Source organism: Brevundimonas sp. (genome assembly GCF_003248455.1).
Taxonomy (GTDB): Bacteria; Pseudomonadota; Alphaproteobacteria; order Caulobacterales; family Caulobacteraceae; genus Brevundimonas.
Map to the genome: position 1 here is coordinate 22,501 of NZ_QFNM01000029.1, position 17,593 is coordinate 40,093.

The 17,593-nt window shown below is 69.9% G+C and carries 15 protein-coding genes; 8 read left to right on the forward strand and 7 right to left on the reverse strand.

Going from position 1 to position 17,593, the window contains the following annotated elements; genetic code table 11:
• Positions 1-8 precede the first annotated feature (8 nt).
• The gene (locus DI624_RS11805) at positions 9-2,906 is read right to left on the reverse strand and encodes a PAS domain S-box protein (protein WP_291538684.1); all 2,898 of its coding nucleotides are present in this window, start codon (positions 2,904-2,906) and stop codon (positions 9-11) included.
• A gap of 712 nt (positions 2,907-3,618) precedes the next feature.
• Here DI624_RS11805 and DI624_RS11810 point away from each other — a divergent pair.
• From DI624_RS11810 to DI624_RS11825, 4 genes are all read left to right on the forward strand, one after another.
• On the forward strand, positions 3,619-4,797 hold the full coding sequence (locus DI624_RS11810; RefSeq protein WP_291538686.1) for a TonB family protein: 1,179 nt from the start codon (positions 3,619-3,621) through the stop codon (positions 4,795-4,797).
• Positions 4,798-4,841: 44 nt separating this feature from the next.
• On the forward strand, positions 4,842-5,882 hold the full coding sequence (locus tag DI624_RS11815) for an ABC transporter substrate-binding protein (RefSeq protein WP_291538689.1): 1,041 nt from the start codon (positions 4,842-4,844) through the stop codon (positions 5,880-5,882).
• Between the two features lie 97 nt (positions 5,883-5,979).
• A complete protein-coding gene (locus tag DI624_RS11820) occupies positions 5,980-6,879 on the forward strand; it encodes a hypothetical protein (protein WP_291538691.1) in 900 nt (299 codons plus the stop codon).
• Positions 6,876-7,991 (forward strand): DUF2336 domain-containing protein, encoded by a 1,116-nt coding sequence (locus DI624_RS11825; protein WP_291538692.1) that lies wholly within the window; start codon positions 6,876-6,878, stop codon positions 7,989-7,991. The genes DI624_RS11820 and DI624_RS11825 overlap by 4 nt, the downstream gene beginning before the upstream one ends.
• Positions 7,992-8,061: 70 nt before the next feature.
• Here the strand turns inward: DI624_RS11825 and DI624_RS11830 are convergent, their stop codons facing one another.
• The 4 genes from DI624_RS11830 to DI624_RS11845 form a co-directional block, all read right to left on the reverse strand.
• Positions 8,062-8,490, reverse strand: coding sequence for a MucR family transcriptional regulator (locus tag DI624_RS11830; protein ID WP_291538695.1), 429 nt, complete (start codon positions 8,488-8,490; stop codon positions 8,062-8,064).
• A 151-nt stretch (positions 8,491-8,641) separates the two neighbouring features.
• A complete protein-coding gene (locus DI624_RS11835) occupies positions 8,642-9,862 on the reverse strand; it encodes a DUF2336 domain-containing protein (RefSeq protein ID WP_291538698.1) in 1,221 nt (406 codons plus the stop codon).
• A 119-nt stretch (positions 9,863-9,981) separates the two neighbouring features.
• The gene (cysK, locus tag DI624_RS11840) at positions 9,982-10,974 is read right to left on the reverse strand and encodes a cysteine synthase A (protein WP_291538701.1); all 993 of its coding nucleotides are present in this window, start codon (positions 10,972-10,974) and stop codon (positions 9,982-9,984) included.
• A 144-nt stretch (positions 10,975-11,118) separates the two neighbouring features.
• A complete protein-coding gene (locus DI624_RS11845) occupies positions 11,119-11,601 on the reverse strand; it encodes an Lrp/AsnC family transcriptional regulator (RefSeq protein ID WP_291538705.1) in 483 nt (160 codons plus the stop codon).
• An 84-nt stretch (positions 11,602-11,685) separates the two neighbouring features.
• On the opposite strand from DI624_RS11845, the gene DI624_RS11850 reads away from it, so the two are divergent.
• Positions 11,686-12,588 carry a DMT family transporter gene (locus tag DI624_RS11850; protein WP_291538707.1) on the forward strand — a complete coding sequence of 301 codons (903 nt, stop codon included), beginning with the start codon at positions 11,686-11,688 and terminating at the stop codon, positions 12,586-12,588.
• Positions 12,589-12,736: 148 nt separating this feature from the next.
• On the opposite strand, the gene DI624_RS11855 is transcribed toward DI624_RS11850, so the two are convergent.
• A complete protein-coding gene (locus tag DI624_RS11855) occupies positions 12,737-14,224 on the reverse strand; it encodes a methyl-accepting chemotaxis protein (protein ID WP_291538710.1) in 1,488 nt (495 codons plus the stop codon).
• A 175-nt stretch (positions 14,225-14,399) separates the two neighbouring features.
• On the opposite strand from DI624_RS11855, the gene fliI reads away from it, so the two are divergent.
• Genes fliI through DI624_RS11870 form a run of 3 tightly spaced genes read left to right on the forward strand, consistent with a single transcriptional unit; the run spans position 14,400 to position 17,407 of the window.
• Positions 14,400-15,743 carry a flagellar protein export ATPase FliI gene (gene fliI / locus DI624_RS11860; protein ID WP_291538714.1) on the forward strand — a complete coding sequence of 448 codons (1,344 nt, stop codon included), beginning with the start codon at positions 14,400-14,402 and terminating at the stop codon, positions 15,741-15,743.
• A 7-nt stretch (positions 15,744-15,750) separates the two neighbouring features.
• Complete coding sequence (locus DI624_RS11865) at positions 15,751-16,161, forward strand: flagellar FliJ family protein (protein WP_291538717.1); 411 nt, start codon at positions 15,751-15,753, stop codon at positions 16,159-16,161.
• Positions 16,151-17,407 carry an endo-1,4-beta-xylanase gene (locus DI624_RS11870; protein WP_291538720.1) on the forward strand — a complete coding sequence of 419 codons (1,257 nt, stop codon included), beginning with the start codon at positions 16,151-16,153 and terminating at the stop codon, positions 17,405-17,407. Before DI624_RS11865 ends, DI624_RS11870 begins: the two co-directional genes overlap by 11 nt.
• A gap of 58 nt (positions 17,408-17,465) precedes the next feature.
• Here the strand turns inward: DI624_RS11870 and DI624_RS11875 are convergent.
• A partial coding sequence (locus DI624_RS11875) for a helix-turn-helix domain-containing protein (protein ID WP_291538729.1) occupies positions 17,466-17,593 on the reverse strand: 128 nt, incomplete at its 5' end.

Genomic DNA, 17,593 nt, shown 5'->3' on the forward strand with positions numbered 1-17,593 from the left:
GGGGCCCCCTAGCTTTCGATCAGTTCGCGGATGCGCCCGCCCAGGGCCTCCATGGCGAAGGGCTTGGTCATGACGTGCATGCCGGGGTCCAGGTGGCCGTTGCCGACCACGGCGTTCTCGGCGTAGCCGGTGATGAACAGCACCTTCAGGTCCGGCCGGTCCAGCCGCGCCGCATCCGCCATCTGGCGCCCGTTCATCCCGCCCGGCAAGCCCACGTCCGTCACCAGCAGGTCGATCCGCGCCCCGGACTGCAACAGCTTCAGCCCCGTCACCCCGTCCGACGCCTCGATGCACTGATAGCCCAGTTCGTGCAGGATTTCGGCGACCAGCATCCGCACCGTCGGCTCGTCGTCCACGACCATGACCGTCTCGCCGGCCAGGGCGCGCGGCGCCTCCGCGATCTCGGGGACCGGCTCGCCCTCCTCGACCTCGCCCAGGTGGCGGGGCAGATAAAGGCAGATCATCGCCCCCTGCCCCGGCTCGGAATAGATGCGCACCTGCCCGCCGGACTGGCGCACGAAGCCATAGATCATCGACAGCCCCAGCCCCGTCCCCTCGCCCAGCGGCTTGGTGGTGAAGAAGGGCTCGAACGCCCGCGCCGCGACCTCGGGAGCCATGCCGCCGCCCGTGTCGCTGACGCAGATGGAGACATACTGCCCCGGCTCCAGGTCCTGGACCTTGGCCGCGCGCGCGTCGATCCAGCGGTTGCCGGTCTCGATGGTCAGCCGCCCGCCGTCGGGCATGGCGTCGCGCGCATTGATGCACAGGTTCAGGACGGCGTTCTCCAGCTGATGGGCGTCGACCAGCACGGGCCACAGGCCGGCCCCGGCCACGACCTCCAGATGGACGCCCGGCCCGGTGGTTCGCCGGATCAACTCCTCCATGCCGCGGATCAGGCGGTTGGGGTCGGTCGGCTTGGGGTCCAGCGTCTGGCGGCGCGAAAAGGCCAGCAGCCGGTGCGTCAGGGCCGCCGCCCGCTTGGCCGCCCCTTGCGCCGCCGCCGCGAACCGCTCCACGTCGTTGAACCGCCCCTGGGCGATGCGGTTGCCGATGATCTCCAGGCTGCCGGTGATGCCGGCCAGCAGATTGTTGAAGTCGTGGGCGATGCCGCCGGTCAGCTGGCCGACCGCCTCCATCTTCTGGCTCTGGCGCAGCGCCTCCTCGGCCTGCATCAGGGCGCTGGTCCGCTCGGCGACCTGGTCTTCCAGCGTCTCGTTGAAGCGCGCCAGTTCGGCCGCCTGGCGCCGCAGGTCCTCGATGTCGATGTTGGAGCCGACCCAGCGGGTGATCCGGCCCTCCTCGTCATGGACCGGCTCGGCGCGCGACATGAAGGTGCGGTAGGCCCCGTCGTGGCGGCGGATGCGGAATTCGGCCTCATAGACCTGGCCGCTGGCCAGCGACCGGGACCAGCTCTCGGCCACGCGCGCCAGGTCGTCGGGATGCACGATCCGGGCCCAGGCGTCGATCCCGTTCAGTTCGCCCTCGCCCAGGCCGCTATAGGCGTAGACCTGCGGGTTGAACCAGTACAGCGACCCGTCCGGCCAGCTGGCCCAGATCTGGTTCGGCGTGGCCTGGGCGAAGACCCGGAACTGGGCCTCGCTGTCGCGCAGGGCGGCCTCGCTGCGGGCGCGCTCGGTGGCCAGCCGCACCCGTTCCGCCACCTCGCGCATCAGCCGCAGGTCGCTGTCGCCATAGGCGCGCGGGGTGGCGTTGTTGACGAACACCATGGCCACCACCCGGCCCTGCTCCATCAGCGGCATGTTGACGAAGGAGCCGGCGCTGATGCGTTTCAGCACCTCGGCCGTGGCGGCCGTGCGCGGGTCCTGGGCGACGTCGGCGATCACGACCGTCTCGCCGCGCTTGATGTCGTCGATGTACGATCCATGATCGCGGAAGGCCAGGGTTCCGGCGATGCTGGTCACGCCCGGCTGGTTGAAGTCGCGCTCGATGGTGATGGTCTCGCCGACCGTGTCGACCGTGCCGTATCCGGCGCGGCTGACCCCCATGGTCCGGGCCAGGACCTCGGCCGAGGCCTGGGCGATGTCGCCGGCGTCGGTCAGGTCGCGAATGGCGTCGCTCAGCTCCAGCAGGGCGTTCTGGCGCGCCTCGCTCTGTTTGCGCTCGGTGATGTTGTTGAACAGGATCGCGACCTGGCCGGCGTCGGGCGGGCCGATCCGCAGCGCCTGGACGTCGTACCACCGCCCGAAGATGTCGGCCGGATTCTCGAACCGGGCGGGCTCGCCGGTGCGCGCCACCCGCCCGTACAGCTCGAACCAGTGCCGCTCCAGGCCCGGCGCGATCTCGCTGACCCATTTGCCGTAGGGATCGACCAGGCCGGTCATCTCCTCGAAAGCCGCATTGCCTTCCAGGATCTTGTAGTCGACGGGGCGGTCGTCCGCGTCGAACCTCATCTCGATCAGGCAGAAGCCGGTCGCCATGGCGGCGAACAGGGCGCTGTAACGGGCCTCGCTCAGCGCCAGGGCCTGGTCGGCCTGGAACCGCGCCGTGACGTCGACGCCCTGGACGAAAACGCCCCATACCCGCCCCGCCGCGTCCTTCAGCGGCTGGAACACGAAGTCGACGTAGCAGTCCCTGACCTCGCCGCCCGGCGCGGCCTGGACGGCGTAGAAGGCGCTTTCGGCCCGGTGCGCCTCGCCCGTGCGATAGACCTGGTCCAGCAGGTCCAGATAGCCCTGGTCCACCGCATCGGCCAGCACCTCGACCAGAGGTCGTCCCAGCACGTCGCGATGGCCGATCAGCTTCTGATAGTTGGGATTGGTCAGTTCGAACCGATGGTCGGGTCCGACCAGCAGCGCCATGAAACCGGGCGCATGGGCGAACATCTGCGTCAGCTGATCGCGATCAAAGCCGATGGACAAGGCGCCTCCAGACACAGTGGCGGACATGGAGCTCCCCTTGGACCCGCATCGCCGATCAAACAGAACCCGCAGCCCCCGAAGTCGTTGCAGCGGCGGACCCGCGGATCATCTCGACAGGGGCCAGGGCCGCAGGCTTCTTGTGGACAATTCAAACCGCTGATCCGCAACCGCGAATTCGATCCGTCCACCGATATTAACAGGCTTGTCCACCGCCGCCGGGCCGTTGGTGCACATCGGGGCGAAATCGGGCGCTTGCCTCATAGCCGGTTTCGTCGGAACGTCAACAGGCCAAGGGACACGGCGGCGCGGAAATCCGGGGGAGACCCCGGACGTCGAGCGAACCGGCCCGGCTCTCCGACCCGGCGCTTCGGGCGGTCTTCGGATCGTAACGTGCGACAGGCGGGATCAAGGCTTCGATCTTTCGACGGTCTTCGGATCGACGAGGGAAAGAGGAACCGGATCGGGATCGACGGACGATGCGGTCGCAATGCCGCATCGGACCCAAGACCAGGAGCGCGACAGGATACAGCCGACCGTCCTCTCGGGTTCGCCCGCGACGACGCCCAGGCCGAGGTCCTGACCCGAACGGCCAAGTCCAACCCGGACTTGGCGAGGGGACGAAGCCGACGGGTCCGCCCGAACGCTTCGTCCCCTCGCTCAATTGGGGCCATGCTTCACATCACCGCGCTAGACAGACGTCGATCCGTGCCGCAGCCATAGGGCGCAATCGGAGAAACCCATGCGCGCCGCCCTCCTGCCCGCCCTCGTCCTGATCGCCTCGCCCGCCGCGGCGCAGGACCGCGTCGAATATCTGGGTCCGCCCGTGATCATTCCGGCGGCGAGAGACACGGATCGCCCGGAGGCGATGGTGGTCAATACGCCGTCCGCCGAGGCGCGCTGCGACGGCGTGGCGGTTCAGCCGATCCAGGCCGAGCAATTCGCGCCCACGGCCTTCTCGCCGTCTCCGAGAATGGGCCGGATCGGCGACGGTCTGATGGATTTCGACATCGACGCGGACGGTCGCCCCCTGAACATCCGCCCCGTCCAGCCGTCCACCGCGCCCGTGGGCGCCGCCGATAGCGCCGCGCTTCAGGCCGTGCTGGCCGGCTGGCGCTTTCCCGCCGGGAAACGCGACGGATGCCGCCTGACCCTGAGCTGGCGCACCCAAGCCCTCGCTGAAGCCGAGACCGCGGACCTGATGAAACTGTTCGCCATGGGCCAGACGGCCCGCCCGATCCGCGAAGCTGTGGCCTTGCGCCTGGGCGGCGAAGGCGCGGACTGCGGCGATCGCTGGGGCGGACGGCTGCCGAAGTTCGTCTCCTATCCCGACTTCATGACGGGACGCCGCCCCGCGCCGGGCTCGCGCGCCTGGACCGTGGTGCGCTGGAACATAGACGCCGAGGGCAAGACCACCGAGGTCGAGACCCTGGGCTCTTCGGGCGACGCCGATCTCGACGCCGAGACGCGGCGCGCCATATCCGACAGCGCCGCCCGCCCGGGGCCTGCGCGCAAGGGCTGCGTCGCCAACTATTATCGCTGGGGCCAGCCCCTGGCCGCGCCGCCGATCACGCCCGCCCATCAACGCGAAGACCCGCTGCAGAACTGCCCGGCCGAGATCGGCGAGCGGTTCAAGGCGCGGCGCGAGCCGATCTATCCCGCCGCCTTCAGCCAGCGCAGCATCGAGGGCTGGGCCTTGATCCGCTTCGACATCGCGCCCTGGGGCGCCTTGGGCAATGTCGAGGTGGTCGAGTCGCAACCCGCCGCCGCATTCGGCGACGATGCGCGCCGGATTGTCCAGAACAGCACCGCGACCCCCGCCTTCAACGCCGGCGTCCGTTGCGTCGTGCCGGTGCGCTACCTTATGCCCGAAAGCCTGCCCGGCGGAGACGCCTCGACGGGAACCGCGAGCGCGGACTGACGCCCCGCCTTTCCAACGCCCCTATCGCCTCGTAAATCAGGGGCATGAGCTTATCGGGGAATCGGTTCCTGACCCGTCGCCGCGCCCTGGTCGCGGGGGCCGCGGCCATCGGGGCCGGGGCGGTGGGTCTGCGCGCCTGCGGCCGGTCCGAGGCGCCGGTGGACGACCAGGGGCGGGTCCGGCTGCGCTTCGCCCTGGACTGGCGCGCCCAGGCCGATCACGGCGGCTTCTACCAGGCCCTGGCGAGCGGGGCCTATGAGAAGCGGGGCCTGAACGTCCAGATCGTCCAGGGCGGCCCCGCGGCGAACGTGCCGCAGCTGCTGGCCGCCGGCGCGGTCGAGCTGGGCATGGGCTCCAACAGTTTCACCCCGATGAACCTGGTCGCGTCGGGCGCGCCGGTGAAGGCGGTCGCCGCCTTCTTCCAGAAGGACCCCCAGATCCTGATGGCCCATCCCGATCCGGCGCTGCGCGCCATCGCCGACCTGGCCGATCGGCCGTTCCTGGTGGCCCAGGCGGGGATCGAGACCTTCTGGGTCTGGCTGAAGGCGACCTATGGCTTCACCGACGCCCAACTGCGTCCCTACGCCTACGACCCGGCCCCCTTCATCGCCAATGCGCGCGCGGTGCAGCAGGGCTTTTTGACCAGCGATCCCTATGCGATCGAGCAGGCGGCGGACTTCGACCCCAAGGTCTTCCTGCTGGCCGACGAGGGCTATCCGTCCTACGGCGCCGTCGTCCTGGCGCCCAACGCCTTCGCGCGCGACAACGCCGCGGCCCTGCGCAGCTTCATCGCCGCCTCGGCCGAAGGCTGGCGCGACTACATCCGGGGCGACGCCTCGGCCGGCGACGCCCTGATCCGGCGGGACAATCCCGACATGACGCAGGCCCAGCTGGACCAGGCGCGCGAGCGGCTGCGCGACGGGGGCGTGGTCGACGGCGGCGACGCAGCCCTCTACGGCCTGGGCGCCCTGACGGCCGAGCGGTGGCAGGCCTTCTTCGAGGCGACGTCCAAGGCGGGGGTCTATGACGCCGGGCTGAACTGGCGCGACGCCTTCACCGACAACTACCTGCCCGGCCGGGGCTGACGCACGCGGGCGGCGCCCCCCCGACGCGGCGTTAGCGCGGGATTAAGCGGTGACGCCTATCCTGACGGTTGAACAAGCCTCAGCCGGAGAGCCGCCTTTGCGCCGCGCCCTCGTTCCCGCCGCCGTCCTGACCGCCGCAAGCGCGCTTGCCGGCGCGGCCGCCGCCCAGTCGGCGCCCGTCAACGGGGCGGGGCTGCGCTATCTGTCCTGGCCGGGCAAGCCGCCGGCGGGGGCGCGCCCGTCGCCCGCGCCGGCCCCGGCCGAAACCGCCCCCGTGGTCACGCCCGCCAGCCGCACCCTGCCCCTGGCCCGGCTGTCCCCGCCGCCCGCCGCCTCGGTCGAGACGCCGCGCCGGGGCCTGACGCCCGCCACGGCCTGGACCGCCCCCACGCCCCAGGCCTATCCGACGGTACAGGCCTATCCGACGGCCGCGCCCGTCCAGACCTACTCCCAGCCTCCGGTCCAGGCCCCAGTTCAGGCCCCAACTAAGGCCCCCATCCCCCAGCCGGCCCCAGAACAGGTCGCGCCCCGACCCGCGCCCGTCCAGACGGTCGACGTCCAACCGAGCGCGGCCGAACCGGCTCAGGTCCAGGTCCAGAACCAGACCCAGACCCGGGCCGAGACCCCGCCCCCCGCCGCCGACCCCATGGCCCCGCGCCGCGACGCCCCCATCTTTCGGCTGATGCGGCCCCAGGCCGGGGTCGCGGCGGACGGCGCGGCGAACGGGGCGGCGCCTGCGGCCGCGCCGCAGCAGGCGGCCCAGCTGGCGCCCGGCGAACAGACCGCCCGCTACTATTCGGTCCACCGCCAGGCCGGCCGCCACCCCGACGCCATCTCCGCGCCCCAGCCGACCTATCTGGACGCCCTGCCGGTGCAGATGACCCAGACGCCCCAGTCGAACGACCTGGCCCAGCCCGACGGCCCGCCCGCCCTGATCCGCAACGCCAACGGTTCCCTGCGCGCCGCGCCCCAGACCCAGGCCGACGACCTGCCATGAACGACCGATCCGTCGTCGAGACCGCCGTCGTCTCCGGTTCCCGCCTGCCTCAGCTGATCGCCCTGGCCGGCGAGGAATCCAGCGACAAGCGCCGCCTGCTGCTGCGCGAGCTGACCAACCATTTCTTCGGCGCGCCCGAGCACAGCCCCAGCGAGACCGCCCTTTACGGCGCGGTCCTGGCCAAGCTGTCCGACGAGATGGAAGAGGCCGTCCGCGCCGAACTGGCCGCCCGGTTCGCCACGGCCCCCAATGCGCCCCACAGCCTGATCCGCCGTCTGGCCGACGACGCGCTGGAGGTGGCCGAGCCGGTGCTGCGCGGCTCCACCGTCCTGACCGACGACGATCTGATCCAGGTCGTGCGACAGCGCGGCCAAGGCCATCTGCGCGCCGTCTCCGGCCGCGCCGTGGTGCCCGAGGCGGTGTCCGACATCATCGTCGAACGCGGCGACGACGACACCTTGGGCGCCCTTCTGCGCAACGACGGCGCCCGGCTGTCGCGCGCGGCGTCCGAGACGGCCGTCGAACGGGCCAAGGTCAATCCGGCGCTGCACGCCGCCGCCGTCGAGCGCCAGAACCTGCCGGTCGACCTGCTGAACGAGATGTATTTCGTCGTCGAAGCCCGGCTGCGCCACCAGATCCTGGAACAGAACGCGCGCCTCGATCCCGATCTGCTGGAGGCCGCCCTGGCCGCCGGCCGCACCCGGGTCGCCACCGACGACGGCGCCCTGCCGGCCGACTACGCCGAGAACCTGGCCTATGTGAACGAGCTGCACGCGGCCGGCCAGCTGACGCCCCAGGTGCTGATCCGCTTCCTGCGCTCGAACGGCCGCACGCCCTTCCTGATCGCCCTGTCCAAACTGGCCGACATCGACTTCCACACCGCGCGCGGCATCGTGGAGCGCAAGGACCTGGACGCCCTGTCGGTGGTCTGCAAGGCCGCCGACATGGACCGCGCCGTCTATCTGACCTACGCCGTCGCCGTCCTGGGGTCCGAGGACAATCCGATGGGCAAGGCCGCCGCCTATGGTCGGATGTACGGCGAACTGACCCGCGACGCGGCCATGCGGACCCTGCGCTTCTGGCGGATGCGCCGGACCGCCCAGGCGGCGTAAAGCAGACGCCCCAAAGCAAAACGCCCGCCTCCTTGCGGAAGCGGACGTCGCTATACCGAAGAGCGTCGGCTTATTTCTTGACGCGCGGCGTGCGAGCCGGCTTGCGGCCGCCCTGGCCCAGGCCCATCGACTTGGCCAGTTCGGAACGGGCCTTGGCGTAGTTGGGGGCGACCATCGGATAGTCTTTGGGCAGACCCCATTTGGCGCGGTATTCTTCGGGGCTCATGTCGTATTTGGTGCGCAGGTGACGCTTCAACGACTTGAACTTGCGGCCGTCTTCCAGACAGATCAGGAAGTCGGGCGCGATCGACTTGCGGATCGGCACCGCCGGTTCCTTGGGTTCCGGTTCGGCCTCGACCGGGCCGCTGGAAACACCCGACAGGGCGGCGTGGATACTGGCGATAAGCGACGGCAGGGTCTCGGCCGAGACTGTATTGTTGCCCACATAGGCGGACACGATGTCTGCGGTCATCTCGAGCAGTTCGGGCTTATCTTCCATTCGCGTCGTCGCTTTCCTGATTTATTGCGTTCGACCGATTCCCCGGCCGGAACATCCCCGATCGGCTAATAGAGTTATTCGACCGCGAAAGCAAATCGGCCGGTCATGACCGCTCTATGCACGTCGTTGCGCATATCTGTAGTGGTGAAACTCACCGCCCGAAGTCTTCGGCCAACACCATCATCGCCGCGCGTTCGGGCGCCGAATATTCGTCGACCGCCTCGTCCTCGCCGTCGCGTATGGCGCGAAGCAGAGCGGGCGTCAGGGCCGAGGATAGAGACCAGTTCCAGTAACGCAGCACCGTCTGCGCCCGGTCCACGGCCAGCATTTCATAGGTGATCTGCACCCGTTCCCAGTCGGGATGGACATGACCGTCGACCGTGGTCTCGGGCCGGCGCATCGAGCGCCACAGATTGGCCAGGTCGGCGCGCGACATCCCCGTGGCCTTGCACAGTATGGCCAGCGGCTCGCCCCCCGGATCGCCCAGCAGCTTGGCCCCCGTCAGCGGCTTGATCCCCGACAGGAAGGCGATCTCCGAGGCCGTCTCGCGCGTCAGCCCGTCGCGCCCGGCGACCATGACGGCCTGTTCCAGACTGTCGAACGGGCTCTTGGCGACGGCGCCGCGGTTGCGCTGTCGCCGCTCGATGAACTGCAGGGCCTTGCGCGCCACGGGATCGGACCAGCCCTCGCCCGCCGCCATGCCGAACACGTCCTCCGACGCCTCCTGCATCACTTCGCGCGACACGGCGAACCGTTGCAGTATGGTGCGCCGGTCCTCCGGCCCGCACCACCAGAACATCACATAGGCCCCCGACGGCCTCAGTTCGGGGCGTTTCAGCAGAAGCCCGCACAGGCCCGGCGACCGTCGGCTCAGGCCCACCACCGCCTCGATCCCCGCCTGCGACAGCCGGGCCGAGGCGTTGCGCAGCACCGCCTCCATCACCGCCATCTCGCCGAAGGCGAACAGGGTCTCGGTCACGATCTCCGACAGGCCGCGCCGCTGGGCGATCAGCAGCCGATGCTCCGGCCCCGCGTCGCGCGCGCAGCCGACGATGTCGGCGTCGCTCAGTGAGGCGCATTGTTCGATCAGCGGGCCCGCGATCTCCACCTCGTCGCGCAGTAGGATGCGGGCCACGCTGTTGGGCAGTTCGGCCAGGGGCGCCAGTCGGGCGGCGACGCGGCGCCGCTCCTCGCGCGAGGCCAGGCGCAGCATCTCGACCAGCAGATCGCCCGTCACGGCGCGCTCGAAGGCGTTGATCCGGCTGGCGGGCAGCGACACGACATCGGCCAGCCGCTTCAGCAGCGCGCGGCGCGCCTTCAGCGGCGTTTGCGACGCCGGTTCGTCGGCGATCATGGCAGGTCGTTCGCCCATGGGCCCAATCTAGACGCGAGCGGTTAACCGGGCGTGAGGGCCAGAGCCTGATCCAAGCGAGCGCATGATTCACGTTTTAGACGGACCCGCGCAGCGGCTCCGTCTAAAACGACCATGCTCTAAAGCCCCTCGAACAGGGCGGTCGACAGATAGCGTTCGGCGAAGGAGGGGATGATGGCCACGATGGTCTTGCCCGCATTCTCCTGGCGCGCCGCGATGCGGAAGGCCGCCGTCAGGGCCGCGCCCGAGCTGATGCCGACGGGGATGCCTTCGACGCGGGCGGCCCTGCGCGCCATGTCGAAACTGTCGTCGTTGGAGACCTGCTCGACCCCGTCCACCACCGACGGATCGTAGATGGCGGGCACGAAGCCCGCGCCGATTCCCTGGATCTTGTGCGGGCCGGGGGCGCCGCCGGACAGGACCGGAGACGCTTCCGGCTCGACCGCGATCATCTGGATGGAGGGCTTCCTGGCCTTCAGCGCCTGGCCGACGCCCGAGATGGTGCCGCCGGTGCCGACGCCGGCCACGACGATGTCGACCGCCCCCTCGGTGTCGTTCCAGATCTCCTCGGCCGTGGTGGCGCGGTGGATGGCGGGATTGGCCAGGTTCTCGAACTGCGAGGGGCTGACGGCGCCCGGGGTGCTGTCCAGCAGTTCCTGGGCGCGGGCGATGGCGCCCTTCATCCCCTTCTCGGCCGGGGTCAGCTCCAGCTGGGCGCCCAGCAGGGCCAGCATCTTTCGCCGTTCGATCGACATGCTCTCGGGCATGCACAGGATCAGCTTCAGCCCCTTGGCGGCGGCGACGAAGGCCAGGGCGATGCCGGTGTTGCCGCTGGTCGGCTCGATCAGCACCGTATCCTTGTCGATCCGGCCGGCCTCTTCCAGCGCCTCGACCATGGCCACGCCGATCCGATCCTTGACCGAGGCGATGGGATTGAAGAACTCCAGCTTGGCCAGCACCGCGGCCCCCGGCGCCGTCTGGGCGGCGTATTCCGCCGACAGGCGCGGCAGGCGCACGATCGGGGTGTCGCCTATGGTGTCGACGATCGAGTCATAGACCTTGCCCCGACCCTTCTTCAGGTGGCGGGAGGCGTCGTAGCTGAAGTCGGACATGGGGCGGTCTCCAGTGGATCTTGCAGTTGCGCTAACAGATAGGCCGAGGCTTCGATCCGCAAGGGGCCGTGCGCGAGGATTTCTGACAACGCCGCCTATTCCCGCTCATCCCCCCCGAAAGCGGGGCGGGAATAGGGTGAGGATTCACCGCTCGAGCACGGCGCGGGCGGGGTCGAATCCCACCACCTCGCGGATCACGATCATGCTCTTGAAGCCGCGCACCCCCTTTTCGGGGACCAGTTCGCGGATGCCGAAGGCCTCGTAGTCCTGCATGGAGCGTACGGCGACGGTCAGCAGATAGTCGGTCTCGCCGGTCACGTCCCAGCAGCCCTGCACCTCGGGACTGGCCTTCATGGCGCGCTGGAAGGCCTCCATGACCTTGCGGTCCTGGGTGTTCATCTCGACCTGGACATGCAGGACGATGCGCGGTTCGACGCGGGCGGGATCGATCACGGCGACGTCGGCGGCGATCACCCCCTCGGACCTCAGGCGACGCAGTCGACGCAGCACGGCGGATTCCGACAGGCCCACCGCCTCGGCCGTGACCCGCGCCGGTTCCAGGTTGTTGCGCCGCACCCGCGCCAGCAGCCGATGGTCGAAATCATCCAGGGTGACGAAATTCGTCATACAGCGGCCTTTCATGACGATTTCCGTCGCATTCAAGCGGAAAAACGCCGGGAAACGCAAGCGGTATTGGGTTAGCCATCGGCCATGACTTCCGTGGCCCTGAAAACCCATTTGCGATCGCCCCTGATGGCGCGCCTGATCCCCTATCTGGCGCTGTTCGCGGGCATGCTGACCCTGGCCGGCGCCACCTCCTTCGCCAAGACCCTGTTCCCGCTGATCGGCGCCGAGGGAACCAGCGCCTATCGGGTCGGAGTTTCGGCCCTGTTGCTGGTCGCGGTCTTTCGGCCCTGGCGGTTCACGCTGACGCGCGCCGACCTGGGCGCCGTGGCCCTTTACGGCGTGGTGCTGGGGGCGATGAACCTCAGCTTCTACATGTCGCTGCGCACCATTCCGCTGGGCCTGGCCATCGCCATCGAATTCATGGGGCCGCTGACCCTGGCGCTGATCCATTCCAGAAGGCCCGTCCATTTCCTCTGCATCGGCTTCGCCGTGCTGGGCCTGGGTCTGCTGTTGCCGTTGAAGAGCGGCGCCGGGTCGCTGGACCCGGTCGGCATGGGGCTGGCGGCCTTCGCCGGCCTGTGCTGGGCGCTGTACATCGTGTTCGGCAAGCGGCTGTCGCACCTGCACGCGGGCCAGTCCGTGGCCCTGGGCATGAGCGTGGCGGCGATGGTGGTCGTGCCCTTCGGCGTCGCCCATGCGGGGGCGGCCCTGCTGAACCCGGCCATCATCGCGGCGGGGGTCGCGGTGGCGGTCTTTTCCAGCGCCCTGCCCTATTCGCTGGAGATGGTCGCCCTGCGCGCCATTCCCAAACGCACCTTCGGCGTGGTGCTCAGCGCCGAGCCGGCGGTCGGCGCCCTGGCCGGCCTGGTCGTCCTGCACGAGCGCCTGACCGGCCAGCAGTGGCTGGCCATCGCCGCCATCGTCGCCGCCTCGGTCGGCGCCATCGCCACGACGCGGTCTGATCGGGTTCGGATCGAACCCGCCTGAACCTTATTCCGCTCATCCCCGCGAAAGCGGGGACCTAGCGCTTTCGGCGTTAAACACCGGGCTTGGGTCTCAAGGCGCCCTTCCCATCGCCCTGCCCCGCAAAAGGACTGGATCCCCGCTTTCGCGGGGATGAGCGGATGCAAGGCGGTCAGAACGCCTCCCAATCCTGGCTCGCCGCCGTCGCGGCGCCCCCGCCGGCGAAGGCGCGGATGCGGGCGCGTTCGCGGGCCAGGGGGATGGGGGCGGACGCCGACAGGTCGTGGACGCGCGGCTGGACCTCGCCGGTCTCGAACCGTTCGACCAGTCGCGCCAGCTGGTCGGTTTCGGTCTTCAGGCTGAGTGCGGCCGCCGTCGTCTGTTCGACCATGGCCGCGTTCTGCTGCGTGACCTGGTCCATCTGGTTGACGGCGCTGTTGACCTGGCCGAGGCCGGTCGCCTGCTCCTGGGCCGAGGCGGCGATCTCGGAGACCAGGGCGTCCATCTCGGCCACCTTGACCGCGATGGCCGCCAGCGCCGCGCCGGTCTCGTTGACCAGCCGCACCCCTTGCGCCACCTCCTGGCCCGAGGTGGTGATCAGGGTCTTGATCTCCTTGGCGGCCTCGGCCGACCGCTGGGCCAGGGCGCGAACCTCGGACGCTACGACCGCGAAGCCGCGCCCCGCCTCGCCCGCGCGGGCCGCCTCGACCCCGGCGTTCAGGGCCAGAAGGTTGGTCTGAAAGGCGATCTCGTCGATCACGCCGATGATGTCGCCGATCTGTGCCGAGCTGCGCTTGATGCCGTCCATCGCGGCTACGGCCTGGCGCACCACCTCGGCCGAGCGATCCGCCTCGGTCCGAGCCCCGGCCGCCGCCGTCGAGGCCTGTCGCGCGCCGTCCGCGCTGCGCTTCACCGTGGCGGTGATCTGGTCCAGCGCCGCCGCCGTCTCCTCCAGGCTGGCGGCCTGCTGTTCGGTGCGCCGCGACAGGTCGTCCGAGGCGCTGGAGATTTCGCCCGCCCCGCCGCGCAGGGCCGCGATGGCCCCCAACGCCTGGCCCAGGGTCTGGCGCAGGCTTTCGACCGCCGCATTGTAGTCGTCGCGCACCCGCACATGGTCGCCCTGGACCGCGGCGTCGATCCGCGCGGTCAGGTCGCCCGCCGACAGACGCCCCAGCGCCCCGGCCAGGGCCTCGACCAGCACCGTCTGGGCCTGTTCCGCCTCGATCCGCAGCGCCTCGCGCCGCGCCGCCTCCTGCTCGTGGGCGGTGATGTCGATGGCCAGCTTCACGACCTTCGCCGGCCGGCCGTCGGCGCCGAACACCGGGTTGTAGGAGGCCTGAAGCCAGACCTCGCGCCCGCCCTTGGCCAGCCGCCGGAACTTGGCCGCCAGGAACCGACCGGCGTTCAGGTCGCGCCAGAAGGCGGCGTAGTCGGGCGAGGCGGCCTCGACCGGGTCCATGAACAACCGATGGTGGGCGCCCCGGATCTCTTCCAGCGTATAGCCCATCGTCGTCAGAAGGTTCGGATTGGCGTCGACGATCACGCCGTCCAGATCGAATTCGATCACCGCCTGGGATCGGCCGATGGCGGCCATCTTGCCGTCCAGGTCGGCCAACCGATTTTGCGCCTGGACCTGCGCGTCGCGTCGTTTGGAGAACACAGCCCCCGCCCTTCTCGCTCCGAGGCGTCCGCTCGCCTCGGTTGCAAGATAAGCCCGCCAATTGGTTGCCAAACCCTTTCTTGTTCAGGTTGTAACGCAGGCGTGACTTCGGCCCGCTTCATCCGTCGTTAACCACGATGGCGCATCTGATCGGGGACTGTCCCTGGGGTGAAGCTTGCGCAATCTCGTCGCCGCCGTCGAAGCGATCGATCCGCTGGTCGTCACCGGCAAGGTCGCGGGCGTGTCGGGCCTGCTGATCGAATCGCGCGGCGGCCTGTCGCGCCTGGCGGTCGGGGCCCGGGCCGAGATCGGGCGGCGCGGCCACGCCCCCTTGCCGGCCGAGGTCGTCGGCTTCCGCGATTCCAAGGCCCTGTTGATGCCCTTCGGTCCGGTCGAGGGCGTAGCCCCCGGCGCCGACATCCGCATCATCGACCAGGCCGCCAGCGTGCGCCCCTCCACCGCCTGGCTGGGCCGCATCATCGACGCCTTCGGCCAGCCCATCGACGGCAAGGGGCCGTTGCCCCAGGGCCCCGCCCCCTATCCGCTGCGCGCCCCCCCGCCCCCGGCCCATTCACGCGGCCGGGTGGGCGAGCGGCTGGACCTGGGCGTGCGGGCCATGGACGTCTTCACCACCACCTGCCGGGGCCAGCGCCTGGGCATCTTCGCCGGGTCGGGCGTGGGCAAGTCGGTGCTGCTGTCGATGCTGGCCAAACAGGCCACCTGCGACGCCGTCGTGGTCGGCCTGATCGGCGAACGGGGCCGCGAGGTGCGCGAGTTCGTCGAGGAGACCCTGGGCGAAGAGGGGCTGAAACGCGCCGTCGTGGTGGTCGCCACCAGCGACGAGCCGGCCCTGAAGCGGCGTCAGTCGGCCTATATGACCATGGCCGTCGCCGAATATCTGCGCGACCAGGATCTGGAGGTGCTGTGCCTGATGGACAGCGTCACCCGTTTCGCCATGGCCCAGCGCGAGATCGGCCTGGCGGCGGGCGAACCGCCGACCACCAAGGGCTACACCCCCACCGTCTTCACCGAACTGCCCAAGCTCTTGGAGCGCGCCGGCCCCGGGCCGATCCGACCGGACGGCACCACGGCCGCGCCCATCACCGCCCTGTTCACCGTGCTGGTGGACGGCGGCGACCACGACGAGCCCATCGCCGACGCCGTGCGCGGCATCCTGGACGGCCACATCGTCATGGACCGCAAGATCGCCGAGCGCGGGCGCTTCCCGGCCATCGACGTGCTGAAGTCCGTCAGCCGCACCCTGCCCGCCTGCCAGACCCCGCCCGAGCGCGAGCTGAACAAGCGCGCCCGCCAGTGCCTGTCGGCCTATGCCAATATGGAGGAGCTGATCAAGATCGGCGCCTACCGGTCCGGCGCCGACCCCATCGTGGACCGGGCCATCGCCCTGAACCCCGCGCTGGAGGATTTCCTGGGTCAGGACAAGGACGACGCCACCCGTCTTTCCGATTCCTTTACCCGGCTGGAAGCAATCCTGAACCAAGGCATGATCAGAGAGTGACGACGAAATGACCGCTTGGGCTCAATCCCTGATCCGCATCTCCAACTACGAGGTCGAGACGCTGCAGAAGCGCCTGGCCGAGATCGCCGAGCGCCGCGCCGGCGCCGAGGTCCGCCTGGCCGTGCTGGACGCCGAGGCCGAGGCCGAACGCGACCGCGCCCGCCTGGACGCCGAGGCGGGCATGATGCTGGGCGCCTATCTGAACGGGTGGAAGGCCAGGAAGGCCAAGGCCGAGGGCGACCTGACCGTGCTGGACGCCGAAGAGGCCGGGGCGCGCGACGCCCTGACCGGCGCCTTCGAGGAGCTGAAGAAGTTCGAGCACGTCGCCGAGACCACCCGCCTGAACCGGCTGGTCGCCCAGGCCAGGCGCGAAACCGCCGCCTTCGACGAACTGGGCCTGCGGAAACGTGCGCTCTGATTCAAAAGATCCTCCCCCGCATCGCGGGGGAGGGGGACCGCGCGCAGCGTGGTGGAGGGGGCGGACGCCGCACGGACCCTCGACGTCAGATCCTGCTCAACACGTCGACACTCCGTTTGGGGTCGCCCCCTCCACCGCTTCGCGGTCCCCCTCGCCCGTTCCGCTGCGCCCCTCGGGGGAGGATTTTTCCCGCCGCGCGATCCTCGCCGCCCCCCTGGCCCTCGCCGCCTGCGACCGGTTCGCCTCGGCCGAGCCGTCGCCGCCCAGCGTTCCGCCGCTGAAATCCATCGCCCCGGCCCCGTTCGGGACCTGTATCAAGGCCGGCCAGATCGACGATCCCGACTGGGTCTCGCTTGCCCGCGCCAACGTCTCCCAGCTGACGCCCGAGTGGGAGATGAAGATGGAATACATCCTGGCGAACGGCCTGGATCATCCGAACTTCGACCGGGCCGACCGCATCGCCGCCTTCGCCCAGGCCAATGGCATGGCGATGCATGGCCACGTCCTGATCTGGTATGCGCAGGGCGAGGCGGCTTTCCAGGGCCTGTCCGGCGCCGCCTTCGACCGGGCCTTCGACGGCTATATCGCCGCGGTCGCGGGCCGGTATCGCGGCAAGGTCCGCAGCTGGGACGTGGTCAACGAACCGATCCTGGACGACGGCTCGGGGATGCGCGACTGCCGCTGGAGCGCGCGATACGGCCACGACGGCTACATCCTGCACGCCTTCGAACAGGCGCGGGCGGCCGATCCCGAAGCGGTCCTGTTCCTGAACGAATACAATCAGGAGAGCGTCCCGGCCAAGGGCGCCCAGTTCCTGAAGCTGGTCGAGCGGCTGCTGAAGGCGGGCTGTCCGCTGCAAGGGCTGGGCCTGCAATCCCACCTGTGGATCGACGTCCCCGAAGGCGTCATCGCCGCCTATATGCGCGAGGTCGCCCAGTTCGGCCTGCCCATCCATGTGTCGGAACTGGACTGCACCCTGCGCAGCGAGGACCGGCTGGATTTCCGCAGCCAGGCCGACCGCATCGCCGCCCAAACCGCGCGCGTGACCGAACTGGCCCAGGCCTTCGCCGCCCTGCCGGAACGCCAGCGTTTCGCCTTCACCGTCTGGGGCCTGCGCGACACCGACAGCTGGTATCGCCAGGGCGACAAGGACGACGGCGAGGACAAGCCCCTGCCCTTCGACAGCTTCGGCCGCCCCAACCCGATGGCGGCGGCGATCGCGACGGGGTTCAAGACACCCGGCTGAAACTGAAAACGCCCGCCGTTTCCGGCGGGCGTCTTGCAATCGGCGATCGAAAGACCGATCAGGCGGCGACGTTGGCGGGCGCGGCGCCCTCGGCCGGGTCGCGCAGGACGTAGCCGCGGCCCCAGACGGTTTCGATATAGTGTTTGCCGTCGGCGGCGGTGGCCAGCTTCTTGCGCAGCTTGCAGA